This window comes from Aromatoleum diolicum, assembly GCF_012910955.1.
Classification (GTDB): Bacteria; Pseudomonadota; Gammaproteobacteria; order Burkholderiales; family Rhodocyclaceae; genus Aromatoleum; species Aromatoleum diolicum.
This window is the reverse complement of sequence record NZ_WTVQ01000001.1, coordinates 194,707-209,070: the sequence shown is the minus strand read 5'-3', so window position 1 is coordinate 209,070 and position 14,364 is coordinate 194,707. Positions and strand designations below refer to the sequence as shown.

16 protein-coding genes are annotated in these 14,364 nt (G+C 64.5%); 8 read left to right on the top strand and 8 right to left on the bottom strand.

Going from position 1 to position 14,364, the window contains the following annotated elements; all coding sequences use genetic code 11:
* Position 1: 1 nt before the first annotated feature.
* Positions 2–1,447 carry a nitrogenase molybdenum-iron protein alpha chain gene (gene nifD / locus GPA25_RS00965; RefSeq protein ID WP_169258466.1) on the bottom strand — a complete coding sequence of 482 codons (1,446 nt, stop codon included), beginning with the start codon at positions 1,445–1,447 and terminating at the stop codon, positions 2–4.
* A gap of 24 nt (positions 1,448–1,471) precedes the next feature.
* Complete coding sequence (nifH, locus tag GPA25_RS00960) at positions 1,472–2,344, bottom strand: nitrogenase iron protein (RefSeq protein WP_169258465.1); 873 nt, start codon at positions 2,342–2,344, stop codon at positions 1,472–1,474.
* Between the two features lie 329 nt (positions 2,345–2,673).
* On the opposite strand from nifH, the gene GPA25_RS00955 reads away from it, so the two are divergent.
* Genes GPA25_RS00955 through draG form a run of 3 tightly spaced genes read left to right on the top strand, consistent with a single transcriptional unit; the run spans position 2,674 to position 4,662 of the window.
* A complete protein-coding gene (locus GPA25_RS00955) occupies positions 2,674–2,880 on the top strand; it encodes an FmdB family zinc ribbon protein (protein WP_169258464.1) in 207 nt (68 codons plus the stop codon).
* A gap of 19 nt (positions 2,881–2,899) precedes the next feature.
* The gene (locus tag GPA25_RS00950) at positions 2,900–3,739 is read left to right on the top strand and encodes an NAD(+)--dinitrogen-reductase ADP-D-ribosyltransferase (protein ID WP_169258463.1); all 840 of its coding nucleotides are present in this window, start codon (positions 2,900–2,902) and stop codon (positions 3,737–3,739) included.
* Positions 3,736–4,662: an ADP-ribosyl-[dinitrogen reductase] hydrolase gene (gene draG, locus GPA25_RS00945; protein ID WP_169258462.1), complete on the top strand. Its 927-nt coding sequence runs from the start codon at positions 3,736–3,738 to the stop codon at positions 4,660–4,662. Before GPA25_RS00950 ends, draG begins: the two co-directional genes overlap by 4 nt.
* Positions 4,663–4,699: 37 nt before the next feature.
* On the opposite strand, the gene GPA25_RS00940 is transcribed toward draG, so the two are convergent.
* The 5 genes from GPA25_RS00940 to nifB are packed head-to-tail and all read right to left on the bottom strand — an operon-like array spanning position 4,700 to position 8,019.
* On the bottom strand, positions 4,700–5,557 hold the full coding sequence (locus GPA25_RS00940; RefSeq protein ID WP_169258461.1) for an SIR2 family NAD-dependent protein deacylase: 858 nt from the start codon (positions 5,555–5,557) through the stop codon (positions 4,700–4,702).
* A gap of 19 nt (positions 5,558–5,576) precedes the next feature.
* Positions 5,577–5,789, bottom strand: coding sequence for a putative nitrogen fixation protein NifT (gene nifT, locus GPA25_RS00935; protein ID WP_169258460.1), 213 nt, complete (start codon positions 5,787–5,789; stop codon positions 5,577–5,579).
* Positions 5,786–6,109, bottom strand: a complete 324-nt coding sequence (locus GPA25_RS00930) for a nitrogen fixation protein NifZ (protein ID WP_211162873.1) — start codon at positions 6,107–6,109, stop codon at positions 5,786–5,788. The genes nifT and GPA25_RS00930 overlap by 4 nt, the downstream gene beginning before the upstream one ends.
* Before the next feature lie 11 nt (positions 6,110–6,120).
* The gene (locus GPA25_RS00925) at positions 6,121–6,501 is read right to left on the bottom strand and encodes a HesB/IscA family protein (RefSeq protein ID WP_169258459.1); all 381 of its coding nucleotides are present in this window, start codon (positions 6,499–6,501) and stop codon (positions 6,121–6,123) included.
* A 12-nt stretch (positions 6,502–6,513) separates the two neighbouring features.
* Positions 6,514–8,019 (bottom strand): nitrogenase cofactor biosynthesis protein NifB, encoded by a 1,506-nt coding sequence (nifB, locus tag GPA25_RS00920; RefSeq protein WP_169258458.1) that lies wholly within the window; start codon positions 8,017–8,019, stop codon positions 6,514–6,516.
* Positions 8,020–8,412: 393 nt separating this feature from the next.
* Here nifB and GPA25_RS00915 point away from each other — a divergent pair, with 393 nt between their 5' ends.
* Positions 8,413–8,985, top strand: a complete 573-nt coding sequence (locus GPA25_RS00915; RefSeq protein ID WP_169258457.1) for a hypothetical protein — start codon at positions 8,413–8,415, stop codon at positions 8,983–8,985.
* A gap of 70 nt (positions 8,986–9,055) precedes the next feature.
* On the opposite strand, the gene nifA is transcribed toward GPA25_RS00915, so the two are convergent.
* Complete coding sequence (nifA, locus tag GPA25_RS00910) at positions 9,056–10,720, bottom strand: nif-specific transcriptional activator NifA (protein WP_169258456.1); 1,665 nt, start codon at positions 10,718–10,720, stop codon at positions 9,056–9,058.
* A gap of 187 nt (positions 10,721–10,907) precedes the next feature.
* Between nifA and ndk the strand changes: the two genes are divergently transcribed.
* The 4 genes from ndk to GPA25_RS00890 all read left to right on the top strand — a co-directional run bounded on the left by ndk (position 10,908) and on the right by GPA25_RS00890 (position 14,355).
* On the top strand, positions 10,908–11,333 hold the full coding sequence (gene ndk, locus GPA25_RS00905; protein WP_169258455.1) for a nucleoside-diphosphate kinase: 426 nt from the start codon (positions 10,908–10,910) through the stop codon (positions 11,331–11,333).
* 84 nt (positions 11,334–11,417) lie between these two features.
* Positions 11,418–12,551 (top strand): dual-specificity RNA methyltransferase RlmN, encoded by a 1,134-nt coding sequence (rlmN, locus tag GPA25_RS00900; protein WP_169258454.1) that lies wholly within the window; start codon positions 11,418–11,420, stop codon positions 12,549–12,551.
* Complete coding sequence (pilW, locus tag GPA25_RS00895; protein WP_169258453.1) at positions 12,548–13,354, top strand: type IV pilus biogenesis/stability protein PilW; 807 nt, start codon at positions 12,548–12,550, stop codon at positions 13,352–13,354. The genes rlmN and pilW overlap by 4 nt, the downstream gene beginning before the upstream one ends.
* Complete coding sequence (locus tag GPA25_RS00890) at positions 13,351–14,355, top strand: RodZ domain-containing protein (RefSeq protein ID WP_169258452.1); 1,005 nt, start codon at positions 13,351–13,353, stop codon at positions 14,353–14,355. Before pilW ends, GPA25_RS00890 begins: the two co-directional genes overlap by 4 nt.
* Positions 14,356–14,364: the final 9 nt, after the last annotated feature.

The following is a 14,364-nucleotide window of genomic DNA, read 5'->3' as shown; positions in this document are numbered from 1 at the left end:
CTTATTTCTTCCAGGGGGCTTTGGTCATGCCCCATACCGGCGAATTGATCGCCATGTCCATGTCACGGGCGAAGATGGCGAAGCCGTCGAAGCCGTGATAGGGGCCGGAGTAATCCCAGCTGTGCATCTGGCGGAAGGGGATGCCCATCTTCTGGAAGATGTACTTCTCCTTGACGCCGGAGCCGATCAGGTCGGGGCGGATCTTCTCGGCGAACTTCTCCAGTTCGAAGCTGGAAACGTCGTCGTAGATCAGCGTGCCGTCCTTCACGTAGTGGGTGGTGCGCTGGTAGTCGTCGCCGTGGCCGAATTCGTAGCCGGTGCCGACCACTTCCATGCCGAGGTCTTCGTACGCGCCGATGACGTGACGCGGACGCAGGCCGCCGACGTAGAGCATCACCGTCTTGCCGGCCAGACGCGGCTTGTACTTGTCGATGACCGCCTGCGACAGTGCGGTGTACTTGGCGATGACCTTCTCGGCGTTTTCCTTGATCGTGTCGTCGAAGAAGGCAGCGATGCCGCGCAGCGATTCGGCGATCTTGGTCGGGCCGAAGAGGTTGTACTCGAACCAGGGCACCCCGTACTTCTCTTCCACGTGCCGCGCGATGTAGTTCATCGAGCGATAGCAGTGCAGCAGCAGCAGCTTGGCGCGCGGCATCATCTCGATTTCCTTGAGCGTCGCGTCGCCGGTGCCCTGGCCAATCACGCGCAAGCCCATTTCCTCGAGCAGGATGCGGCTCGACCACGCGTCGCCGCCGATGTTGTAGTCGGCCATCAGCACGACGTCGTACGGCGTCGATTCGAAAGGCGCGTTGTAGTCGGCCTTGTCGAACACCCAGTCGCGGATCGCGTCGTTGGCGATGTGGTGACCGAGCGACTGCGACACGCCGCGGAAACCTTCGCAGCGCACCGGCACCAGCGGCAGGCCGATTTCCTTCGACTTCTTCTTCGACACCGCCTCGATGTCGTCGCCGATCAGGCCGATCGGGCACTCCGACTGGATCGAGATGCCCTTGGCGAGCGGGAAGAGCTGGGTGATCTCGTCGATCACCTTGTCCAGCTTCTTGTCGCCGCCGAAGACGATGTCCTTTTCCTGGAAGTCGGAGGTGACCTGCATGGCGCCGAAGGCGTCCACCCCGGTGGTGCCGTTGTAGTAGTTGCGGCGCGTGGACCAGGAGTACTGGCCACAGCCGACCGGGCCATGACTGATGTGCATCATGTCCTTGACCGGGCCCCACACCACGCCCTTGGAACCGGCGTAGGCACAGCCGCGGATGGTCATCACGCCGGGCAGCGACTTGATGTTCGACTTCACGCCGCAGTCGGGCTTGCCTTCTTCATACACGTTGAGGTGTTTGGCGCGCTTCTTCGCGGCCTTCTCGGGGTAGACCTCGAGCACCTCATTGATCAACGCCTTGTTGCGCGTCTTGCCATCCAGAACTGCACTCATGTCAATTCTCCTTGCGCGCCGTTATCAGGCGACGGCCTTGGCTTTGCCGACGATGCTGTCGTCTTCCTTCTGCATGATGCCGAACTCGAGCAGCAGGTCTTCCAGCTCTTCCATCGTGATCGGCGTCGGGATCGTGCCGTTGCCCTTGTTGGCGTGGATCTTCTGCGCCAGCTGGCGGTATTCGCCCGCCTGCTTGGACTCGGGGTCGTACTCGAGCACCGTCATGCGGCGCAGTTCGGCGTGCTGTACGACGTTGTCGCGCGGCACGAAGTGGATCAGCGAGGTGCCGAGCTTGCGCGCCAGCGCGTCGGCGAGATCCCATTCCTTGTCGGTCTGGCGCTCGTTGCAGATCAGCCCGCCCAGACGCACGCCGCCGGCGTTGGCGTACTTCAGGATGCCCTTCGAAATGTTGTTGGCGGCGTACATCGCCATCATTTCGCCGGACATCACGATGTAGATTTCCTGCGCCTTGTTCTCGCGAATCGGCATCGCGAAGCCGCCGCACACCACGTCGCCGAGCACGTCGTAGGAGACGTAATCGACACCGTCGTAGGCACCGTTTTCTTCAAGGAAGTTGATCGCGGTGATGACGCCACGGCCGGCGCAACCGACGCCGGGTTCCGGGCCACCGGATTCGACGCAGCGGATGTCGCGGTAACCGACGCGCAACACATCCTCGAGCTCGAGATCCTCGACGCTGCCGGCATCGGCGGCCAGCGACAGCACGGTGTCCTGGGCCTTGGCATGCAGGATCAGGCGGGTCGAGTCGGCCTTCGGGTCGCAGCCGACGATCAGGATCTTCTGACCCATTTCGGCCAGCGCGGCGAGGGTGTTCTGGGAGGTGGTCGACTTGCCGATGCCACCCTTACCGTAGAACGCGATTTGACGAAGCGACATTTCATTTCTCCTCAAGAAAAGTGAGCCCTGCTTTTCACAGCCGGCGAACCGGCACACTTCCCCTATGGCAAGGGTTGTGCCAGTCGTCGAATAAATCGCGCAAGCCCAGTGTTCATGCAGGATTCGGGGAGAAATGCGGCTTCCACGTGGCACGCTTTGACGCTGTCGGCAACGCGACAAATGCGCGGCGTCTGTCGGACAGTGGCCCCGCGTTTCCCCTCGCAAATGTCGGGTTTGCGCGCGGGGCAGGGCGAAAAGCCGCGTAGTCGGGTGGGGCATCAATCTTGCTGCGGTATTCGGAACCGACAACCGATTACCGGAGCTTTGCCATGCCCATCTTCGATTTCCACTGCCCCGCCTGCGACAAGACCTTCGAACTGCTGGTGCGTGGCAGCCAGACGCCGCAATGCCCGCAGTGCGGCAGCGCCTCGCTGGAAAAGCAGGTGTCGCGACCGGCGCCCCACGGCCAGTCGGCGGCGATGGTCCAGCGCGCGCGTGCGCAGGCGAAACGCGAAGGACATTTCAGCAATTACTGAGCTCGTGGCGACGCGGCCGATGAGCGCGCGCCTGGACGCGGCATACGGGCATTCGACCAACCTCGTCGGCATTCCGACGGGGCTGCTCGCCAGCGCGGTCTTCAACGAGAATCCGCTTGCCTTGACGATCCACGGGGTGAGCGAAACCAATCGTGCGCTGTTCGCGATGCTGCAGGACGCGACGAATGGCGACGAGGCGGTGCTCGCGTTCCAGATCTACATGCGCTCGGTGTTCGAGCTCGACGCCCCGTCCGAGCGCGACGCCCTCGGCCGCAAGCGCTTTCGCGCGAGTTATCTGCGCCTGTTGCGTGGCTGGGGTTTCAATGCCAACGGCAAGGAGGCGGCGGTCCTGAAAGGCTGGGTCGAATCGCGCTTCGGGCTGCAACCGACCTTCCACAGGATGGTGCTCGGGCGGTACCCGTCGGCGGCGTGGATGACCTATGTCGAGGAGAAAATGAGCGCGCGCTTTCACAACAACTGCATCCACCTGCAGCTCGACCTGCTCTACGAGTACGCGCAGCACGTGTTCCGGCGCTGGCTGTTTCCGGGGCTTCGTCATCTGAGGCTGTATCGCGGCGTCAACGACTTTGCCGAGCACCAGGTGGTCGCATGGCTGCCGCGCGCCGACGGCAAACTGCATTGCCGCCCCCGCGAGGCGATTGCGCGGCTGAACAATCTTGTCTCATTCACGACACAACGCGAGATTGCCGACCAGTTCGGCGACACCATCCTCGAAGTCGAGGTGCCGATCTGCAAGATCGTGTATTGCAACGCGCTGATGCCGGGGCCGGTGCTGCGCGGCGAGGGCGAGCTGCTGGTGCTGGGGGGCGAATATCGCGTGAAGATGGCGACGCTATGAACAGCGCGGCGCAAGCCTCGCTGCACTCACGGGCCCTCGGTGCCTACCTCGGCCTCGCCGTCGGCGACGCGCTCGGCGCGACGGTCGAGTTTCTGACGCCCAACGAGATCCGGCAGCAGTACGGAGAGCTGCGCGACATCGTCGGCGGCGGCTGGCTCAGGCTCAAGGCGGGGCAGGTCACCGACGACACGCAGATGTCGCTGGCGCTGGGCGCGGCGATCCTCGAGTCGGGCGGCTGGGATCTGCGCAATATCGCCGCGCACTGGCTGGCGTGGCTGAAGTCGAAGCCGATCGACGTCGGCAACACCTGTCGCCGCGGGCTCGTCCGATACGGACGCGACGGCTCGCTCGCAGGGGCGTTTTCCGACGGGGATGCCGGCAACGGCGCGCTGATGCGCAACCTGCCCGCCATACTGTTCGCTTTTCGTGATGCCGAACGGCTCGCGCGCTGCGCCATCGAACAGGCCCACGTCACCCACCATCACCCGCTGTCCGATGCCGCCACGCTGAGCTTTGCGCGCATGCTGGCGGATCTGCTGCACGGCGGGCACTGGCGCGACAATCTGCAGCAGACCCGCCGCACCGCGCTGGCCTTGGTCGAAGCGCACCGCCAGTTCCGCTTCGATCCCTATCCGAAGCGCGCCACCGGCTATGTCGTCGATACCGTGCAGACCGTGCTGCATGCCTTCTTCAGCACCGACAGCTTCGAGTCCTGTGTGATCACGACCGTGAATTGGGGCGGCGACGCCGACACCACCGGCGCCATCGCCGGCATGCTTGCCGGCGCCCACTATGGTGTCGAGGCCATTCCCGCACGCTGGCTGCGCCGCCTCGATGGGGCCGTGCGGCGGGAGATCGAGCACCAGGCACCGGCGCTGCTGGCGCTCGGTGCTAGCCTTGTGGAGGCCCCGGACGGTGCGTGAGCGCTGCCTGCCGGCGGCCCTTCGGCCGCACCGCGCGTCAGGCGACGGTGAGGCAGAGCGCGGCGAGCAGGTGTCGGACCGAGCCCGGAATCACCGTAATGCCCTGTTCCTCGACGAACTGTCGCTCGTTGCGGGTGAGCTCGTCCTCGATCAGCGCGAAGTGGGGACCGCTGCTGCGCTTGATCACCTGGCGGGCATAGGTGCGCGCCAGCTGGTTGTCGAAGCGGCAGCCGAGGAACACGAAGCCGCGTGTCGCACGGCGTTTCTGCACTTCGGCCGGAATCGGCGTCTGCAGGTCGATTTCGGTCAGCACTTCGACGAAGTCGGCGTCCGAAACGAGGAAATTGCCCGCCGGCGCGACACTGCCCAGCGGCTTGTAGAGCAATGTCCGCCAGTCAGGGGCGGCGCTTTGCTCGCAGTCTTTCCCGCTGGCGTCGTAATAGCGCACCCATTCGATTCCCTGGCCGGCCCGCGACTCGGCGCGGCTGACGCCCTGCACCTGGCCCCACGACGAGCCCTCGGCGAGCGCCGTGGCGGTCGCGGCGTCATAGCCGAGGTCGATGATCAGTGCCGGCCGCAATCCGGCCAGCCAGCGGTGCAGCAGCGACGGAATGGCCGGCTGCGCGAAACTTTCGTTCATGATCGCCCGCAGCACCTTGCGGTGCCGGTGGGTTTCGATGAATTGCGCCGCCGCGGTCAGGTTGGTGCGCAGGCGGCCGGGGATCGGCACCTTCTTGCTCATCCGCTCGATCAACGCCGGATGGCTGACCGGCAGCCCCGCGTTGGCGGAGTCGAGCAAGACGGCTTCGGCCCCCAGGTAGGGAATGAGGGTGTCGTTGCTCAAGCCGCGAAGAATCCCTTCAAGGCTGATGGCGAGACTGTTCGGGGCGTTCATGGTCGCGCTCTCCAGTAGGTCAGGCTTCGCCCAGGCGGCGTGCCTCGACGGTGATCGGCAGGCGGGTGTCAGCCGCCATCGCAGGCATCTCCAGCGTCCAGCCGTTATCCAGCTCGACCTTGCCGCCCCAGATCGCGGGTTGTTCGGCGCTGACGACGCGCGCCTCCAGATCCTTCTTCGCCACGTAGATCGAATAATTGCCGGTGGCTTCCTTGCGGACCGTGACTTTCATGTGATCGCTTCCTCGTCGGAAAATGCTTCGTCCGCATCGTCCGTGGTATCGCGCGCATCGAGCGAGCGCAGTTCGCGCCCCTTCATGCCGACCACGTAGCCTCGATCGACGAAGTCGATGCCGTAGATATAGAACTGCTGCAGGAAACTGCCGATGCTCTTGACGTAACCGATGTCGCCTTTCCTCACCAGCACGTCGCCCACGTCGCTGCCGTAGAAGGTACCGTCGTTCTTGACGTTTTTTCTCGAAATGACTTTCTCGCCATAGTCGAAGGCCGGCGGCCCATCGAGTTCGACGATGTCCGAGTCGCGCGCAAACATGATCGCTGCGCCTATTTCTTCACGCAGCCGACACTTGGCCGCATGAACACGATCGTCGTCTGGCTGCCCGGGGCTCCCGCGCCGCAACCGCAGGCCTCGGGCGCTCCCGCCTTGCTGAAGCTCAGTTTGCTGTCCATGCGGCTTTCGGTGAAATCCACGGTGTAGCCGCGCAACAGGGTGCAGCTGTCGGCGGTCAGGAACAGGCGCACGCCGTGCTGCTCGATCACCGCGTCACCGTCGCCGGGAGCGGTCTCCACCGTGAAGCTCGAATCGAAACCGGAGCAGCCTCCGGCTTTCACCGACAGACGGAAGCCGCTGTCGGCCTTGCCGCCGCCGAAGCGCACGATGCGTTTCATGAACGTTGCGGCAGCAGGGGTAAGGGTTACACACATGGCTGATTCTCCTCAGGCAGCATTGACTTGGTGCGCCTGCATCGACTTGGCGAACCAGTCGATCAGCGAGGCTTCGATGTATTCGTGGGCGTAGGTCTCGACGGTCTCGATGCCGGCAGCGGTCAGGTCCTTGCGCGGGCAGTGGCCGATCTTGGCGACGAACACCGCGACACAGCCCGCCAGCGCCTCGACGATGCCGGGCAGCGCCTCGTCGTCGTCGTAACCGCCCTGGCAGTACAGCGACACCTTGCGATGGCCGACGAATTTCGCGCCCGCGCTTGAGATTTCGTACACTTGGAATTCCTCGGCGTGGCCGAAATGCTGGTTGATGCGACCCGATCCCTTGGTCGCGACGGCCACCAGGCGCGTCTCGCCGGTCGCGCCGACCGTCGCCTTTGCCGCATCTGTCGCAGCACTCTGGTCGGCGCGCTCGCGCTCGACAAAGCTGCGATACGCAGCGCGTGCCTCCATCATGCTGTCGGCATCAGTCTCGGCGGCAATCGCGTCGATGTTGTGCGACGTGAATTCGGCGCCGCGATCCTCGCCCAGCATGCCGACCGCATCGGCGCGGCACTGGCGGCAATGGCGCATCATCTGCATCTCGCCTTCGCAGCTGTCCTGCAAGGCCTTGAGTTCGGCCGGCGTCGGGCCGCGCTGGCCGGTGAGGCCGAAATGCGTGCCGTGCGCCGCATCCGAGATCAGCGGCATGATGTTGTGCAGGAAGGCGCCGCGCGACTTCACCGCCTCGTTCACCTCGGCCAGATGCCGGTCGTTGATGCCGGGGATCATCACCGAGTTCACCTTCACCAGCACATCGGCCGCCACCAGCATCTCCAGGCCCAGCATCTGCCGCTCGTGCAGGATGCGCGCGGCCTCGACGCCGCGCCAGCGCTTGTGGTCGAAGAAGATCCACGGGTAGATCTGCGCGCCGATATCCGGGTCGATCATGTTGATCGTGATCGTCACATGGTCGACCCCGAGCGCCTTGATGCGCTCGACGTGGTCGGGCAGGGCGAGGCCGTTGGTCGACAGACACAAGCGGATGTCCGGCGCCGCCGCCTTGATCAGATCGAAGGTGCGGAAAGTCTTCTCCGGCAAGGCCAGCGCATCGCCGGGGCCGGCCACTCCGACCACCGACAGTTGCGGAATCCGCGCCGCCACCGCCAGGACCTTCTTCGCTGCGAGCTCGGGCGTGAGCTTTTCCGACACCACGCCGGGCCGGCTTTCGTTGGCGCAGTCGTACTTGCGGTTGCAATAATTGCACTGGATGTTGCAGCCCGGCGCCACCGCGACATGCATGCGGGCGAAGTGGTGATGTGCTTCAGCGCTGTAACACGGGTGATCGTGCACCTTGTCGCGGATGTGCTGGGGCAGGCCGGCGGAGCTGCCCGAACCGCAGCCCCCTTGTACGGCGGTGCTGCAGGCGCCTGATTTTGCGGATGCGGGACCGCCGACGATGAGTGGGATGATCTTGCGGGCAGTTGGGGCTTCGGGCAGGGAGAGTCCGTGCGGTGACATGAAATGCTCCATTCGCAGTGATCCGGCGTGAGCTGCTCCGGCGCGCGTCGTTCGGCTCGGGGCAGCGTTTGCGAATGGCGTTGCAATGCCTGTGCCAGCGCCTCAGTGTGCTTGCAAGTCATTAAAAATAAACGATGTTTCAGGGAGTGCGAGTTTCGCGGACGATGTCGCATGTGCGACAGCAATGTCGCGTCGTGTCCGAATGCCGCCCTGTCGCGACGGCAAGCTTTGCATCGCACGAAGGCGTGGCACGTGCCCCGTTCGGGCGCGAAAATCCAGTCGCATCGCAGTCTTGCAGGGGCTTTGAGAAACCGTGGCGGTGGCGTGGCGCGCTTCTTGCGGAAAGCCCGTCGGCACGAGTCCCCTTTTTTCATTGCACGAGAGACCCACATCATGTCCACGCCGACCCTGTTCAGCACCCTCGAAGGCACACTGCTGTCCCCGACCTTTTCCGGCCCGACCGGAAGAACCGATCGTTATGGCTTCCGCGGCGAACTCGGTCTCAAATTCCCGCCCTCCCTTGCAGGCGAAAAGCGCCCGCCCGAGATCAAGGCCGATCAGGTGATCCTCGCGGTCGAGGGCGAGAAGCTGAGCTTCCTTGCCGCGCACGTCGATTCGCTCGCGCATCTCGATGAATTGCGTGTCACCTTCGGCAGCGCGCTGGTCCCCGGCGGCAAGTACTTCATCTTCGCCGGCAATGTCGATATCTCGAAGAAGTACCTGCTCGACATCGACGGCGTGAGTTTTCATGTGCTCCCGCTCGACGAAGCCACTGTCTACAACGAACTGCTCGACCTGCTGTATCTGGAAAAGGGCGATCTCAAGAAAAAGTCCGCCGAAGGCAAGATCGACGCCATCGTCAACGCTGCAGCGAACGTCTCGGGTGGCGGCTTCCCGCGTGTGGACTACGGTCAGGCGCTGGCCGAGATGGGGCCTGTGAAGGTGGCCGACAACCGGCCGGTTTGACCCGCCTTGCGCGCTGGAGCCCCCGCCGCTCGGTGAGCGCGTGCTGCGGGGGCTCCGGACTGCAACCGGATCAAAGCTGTTTCACTTCGACGTTGTACTTCCGCAGGGCATAGCCGATCTGGCGCGGCGTCAGTCCGAGCAGGCGCGCCGCCTTGGCCTGGACCCAGCCGCAGCGCTCCATCGCGTCGACCAGGCGGTCGCGCTCGCTCACGGGCGCGGCGCGCTCGTACGCGGCGAACTCTCCGGCCGCGTCCTCGGGCTGAACCGCTGGCGCCGCCGCCGGGCGGCGCGACACCGGCGGTGCGATCGTGGCGCGCCCGGGTATCCCTACCACCGGAAAACACGCCCGCGACTGTGCGCTTTCGAGCAGCACGGCCGAAAAGCACTGCCCCTTCTGGCAGCGCATGTCGACCTCGCGGATCACGTTCGCGCGTGTCATCGTCGCTGCGCGCTGGATGCAGTTCTCCAGCTCGCGCACGTTGCCCGGCCAGTTGCACTCCATCAGGATGTCCAGCGCACCCGGCGTGATCGTCAGCTGGCGTCGGTTTTCCCTGTTGAAGCGATCGAGAAAGAAGTCCGCCAGCAAGGGAATGTCGTCCTTGCGGTCGCGCAGCGACGGCATGAAGATCGTCACCACGTTCAGGCGGAAATACAGGTCGGCGCGAAACTCCTTGGTCTGCACCATCTCTTCGAGATTGCGGTTGGTTGCCGCGACCAGGCGCACATCGGCGCGCAGCGTCTTGTTGCCGCCGACGCGTTCGAATTCCTGCTCCTGCAGCACACGCAGCAGCTTCGCCTGGAAGGCGGGCGAAATATCGCCGATCTCGTCGAGGAAAATCGTGCCGCCCTTCGCCAGTTCGAAGCGCCCCTTGCGCTCCGAAGTCGCCCCGGTGAAGGCCCCTTTTTCGTGCCCGAACAGCTCCGACTCAAGCAAGGTTTCCGGCAGGGCCGCGCAATTGAGCTTCACGAACGGCCCCTTGGCGCGCGGCGACAGGTAATGGATCGCGTGCGCGATCGCCTCCTTGCCGGTGCCCGATTCGCCACGCAACAGCACGGTCGCACCGGATGGCGCCGCCTGATGCACGTCGGCGAACACCTCCTTCATGCGCTTCGAGCGTCCCACCACGTTTTCGATGTCGTACTTGCCCTGCAACTGCTTCTGCAGGCGATACGACTCTTCAAGCAGCGCCTGGCGGTCGGCGGCGACCGACTGATGCAGGCGGTAGGTCTGCCCCAGCAGGTTCGCCACCAGCGACAGGATGCGCACGTCGCGCTCGAAATTGATCGGCTCGTCACCGTCGGGGTGGCGGTCTGCGGACAGGATGCCGATCACCGCGCGGTCGATCTTCAATGGCACGACGATGTACGACACCCCCACCAGCTGCTGCGGGTCGCGCCCTGTACGATTGGTGAAATTGGCGTCGTTCGAGATGTCGGGAATCACGATCGGCGAGCCGCTGCGCAACACTTTGGCGATGACGCCTTCTCGCGGGTCGAGCACGGGCGCCTCGGTCATCGGCCAGGGCACGCCCGCCGCACCAAGTATGTGCAACTGCTCGTCCGCCTGCACCAAACCGACCAGGGCGTGACGCATCTGCAGCTGCGACAACAGCAGGCGCAGGACGCTGTGAATGCATTGCCGGAAATCGAGTGATGAGGTCAGAACCTTGCTGATCTCGTAAATTGTCAGCAAATCGATGTCGGAAGTGCGTCGATAGTTGTTGGGTTGCGTCATGGTGAATCCCGTATTCCCGAGTTGGGGCAAGGGTCTTCCGCAAGAACCGCGCCATTGCACCGCAGCATCCGGTTGCATTCCTTTAGGTGGTGGCCTTGCCGAGAGTCTCCCGCGAAAAACTGCTAGAATCACGAGCTACGCTTTTTCCGCTCACTTTCTGCTTACCGATTCAATCCGGAGTTTTCAAATGGCAATCGAACGCACCCTGTCCATCATCAAGCCCGACGCCGTCGCCAAGAACGTGATCGGCAAGATCTACCAGCGCTTTGAAGATGCGGGTCTCAAGATCGTCGCCTCGAAGATGGTGCACCTGTCCGAGCGCGAAGCCGGCCAGTTCTACGCGGTCCACAAGGAGCGCCCCTTCTTCAAGGATCTGGTGTCCTTCATGATCTCCGGTCCGGTGATGATCCAGGCGCTGGAAGGCGAAAACGCCATCGCCACGAATCGCGACCTGATGGGCGCCACCGACCCGAAGAAGGCCGCTCCGGGCACCATCCGCGCCGACTTCGCCGATTCGATCGACGCGAACGCGGTCCATGGTTCCGATGCGCCGGAAACCGCCGCGGTTGAAATCGCGTTCTTCTTCCCCGGAATGAACGTTTACGCCCGCTAAGCCTCTCAGGGCTATGCCCGCGGATCGGCCCGCGCACTTCGTGCGTCGCGGGCCGATTGCATTTTGAGGGCAGCACAGGAAAACATGCTTATACCGGTCAATCTGCTCGATTTCGACGTCGATGGTCTCGTCAGCTGGTTCGCGGAACGGGGCGAAAAGCCCTTTCGTGCGCGCCAGGTGATGCACTGGATGCACCGCTTCGGCGAAACCGATTTCGACAACATGACCGACGTCGCAAAGAGCCTGCGCGCAAAGCTCGCGCAGGAAGCCTGCATTCGCCCGCCGCAGGCCATCCGCGATACGGTGTCCAGTGACGGTACGCGCAAGTGGCTGCTCGACGTCGGCAGCGCGAATGCGGTCGAGGCGGTGTTCATTCCCGAAACCAACCGCGGCACGCTGTGCATCTCCTCGCAGGCCGGCTGCGCGCTCGACTGCGCCTTCTGTTCCACCGGCAAGCAGGGTTTCAACCGCAACCTGAGTGCGGCCGAGATCATCGGCCAGCTGTGGCTCGCCAACAAGCTGCTCGGCGGCAGTGCCGCCCCGGCCGGCGCGAAGGATGCCGAAGGCGAGCCGGACAATGGCCGCGTCATCAGCAATGTCGTGATGATGGGCATGGGCGAGCCGCTCGCGAACTTCGACAACGTCGTCACCGCATTGCGTCTGATGCTCGATGACCATGCGTACGGCCTGTCGCGCCGCCGGGTCACGGTATCGACCTCGGGCATCGTGCCGGCGATGGATCGCCTGCGCGACGAATGTCCGGTGGCGCTGGCGGTGTCGCTGCACGCGCCGGACGATGCGCTGCGCGACCGCCTGGTGCCGATCAACCAGAAGTATCCGTTGCGTGAGCTGATGGCCGCGTGCCAGCGCTATCTCGAGCGCGCGCCACGCGATTTCGTGACGTTCGAGTACGTCATGCTCGACGGCGTGAACGACTCGGACGCCCATGCACGGGCGCTGGTGGCGCTGGTGCGTGACGTGCCATGCAAGTTCAACCTGATCCCGTTCAATCCCTTCCCGAACTCCGGATTCGAGCGCTCGAGCCCCGAACGAATCCGCCGCTTTGCAGGTATCCTGATTGACGCGGGCATTGTCACCACGACCCGCAAGACGCGTGGCGATGACGTCAACGCGGCCTGCGGCCAGCTCGCCGGCCAAGTGCAGGATCGCACGCGCCGTACCGTACGTTTGGTGAAAACGACCGAGGATCGTGCATGAAGCGGATGATCGCGAAGCTGTCAATTCCCCTGTTCGCGCTGGCGCTGGCAGGGTGTGTTACCGCGCCCCTTGCCCCTGGTGCGGGCGGTCCGCTGGCCGATCGGCCCGTATCGGATATGCCCGCTTCGGGCAAGACGACCGCCACGGCCAAGGTGCACGTCGAGCTGGGGCTCGCATATTTCCAGGTCGGACGCTACGCCGTCGCGCTCGACGAGGCGCGCATCGCGCTCCAGAGCGATTCCAGCTATTCGCCGGCCTATCACCTGATGGGGCTGGTGTACATGTATGTCGAAGACCCCAATGCCGCACGCGAAAATTTCCAGCGCGCGCTGAGCCTGGCGCCCAATGATCCGGAATTCAACAACAGCTACGGCTGGTTCCAGTGCGTCACCGGGCAAACGCAGGACGGTCTTGCACGGCTCTCGATGGCGGCGCGCAATCCTTACTATCGCACGCCGACGCGGCCGTACACCAATGCCGGGTTGTGCTACCTGCGCGAGGGGAACGATGCCGCGGCCGAAAACGAGTTCCAGCGCGCGGTGCAACTCGATTCGGGCAACGCTCAGGCGATGTATCACCTCGCGGAAATTGCCTATCGCCGCGGCGCCTACAGCGTAGCGAGTACGTATCTGGTGAAATTGCACCAGCAGGGCGAGCCGAGTGCCCGGTCGATATGGCTGGGCCTGCGTACCGAGCGTCGCATGGGCAACCGCGATGCGGAGGCGAGCTATGCGGCCCAGTTGCGCGGGCGCTTTGCCGATAGCCCGGAATATCAGGCCATGATTCAGGGAAAATACCAGTGACAGAAGTGCATCTGGACCCGCAGGGGAGTGCGGCGCCGTCTGCCGACGCCGCCGCGGTCGGCGCGCAATTGCGCCGTCTGCGCGAGAGCCGCGGCGAGACGACCGGCAACGTGGCAAACGCCCTCAAACTGACCAGCAGGCAAATTGAAGCGATGGAGGCCGGGCGGCTCGACCTGCTGCCGGGCCCGGCGTTCGCACGCGGATTCCTGCGCAATTATGCGCGCTATCTCGGCGTCGATCCGTCAGCGGTGCTGGCGGCTTTCGAGTTCGAAGCGGGCGCGCAGGTAGTGGAGCTGGTACCGGTTTCCAATGCCGAGGGCGTCATGCCGAGTGGCGGCGCGTCGCGTGCCGTGCAGCTTCCGGCGGCGCTGATCGCCGGGGGGCTGCTGGTGGTGGTGATCGCCGGCTGGTATTTCGACTGGTTTCAGATGCCTGATGAATCCATCGCCGTGACCGAGCCTGCGCCTGACGCGGCGCTCCCCGGCGACGCAGCACCGGCGGGCGAGCCCATCGTCATGCCTTCTCCCGGCGTCACGTCGCCCGGCACCGACAGCACGGCGTTGGCAATTTCGCCGATGCCGACGCCCCCTGCAGTCCCCGACAGTGCAACCACGGTGAATCCGCCGCCGCTCGTGCCGGCGCTGCCCGGTTCCGTGCCCCCCGCGAGCGTCCCGGCCATCGCGCCGCCTGCGCCGGCGCCGCTCGCCCCCGCAGCGCCAGTCGCCCCCGCAGCGCCAGTCGCCGTGGCCGCGCGCGCCGACGGCGTCGAGCACATGGTGTTCCGTTTCGAGGGGGAGTCATGGGTCGAGGTGCGTGACGCCAGCGGTTCGATCGTTTATTCGGGCATCAGCCATGCCGGCGGTACCCGCACCGTGCAGGGCAAACCGCCGTTTGCCCTGGTGGTGGGCAACGCCCGGCAGGTGTCGCTCGAGTATCGCGGCAAGCCCTACGACATGACGCCGTACGTGCGTGTCAGCGTCGCAAGATTGACCCTGGAGTAAGCTGAATTG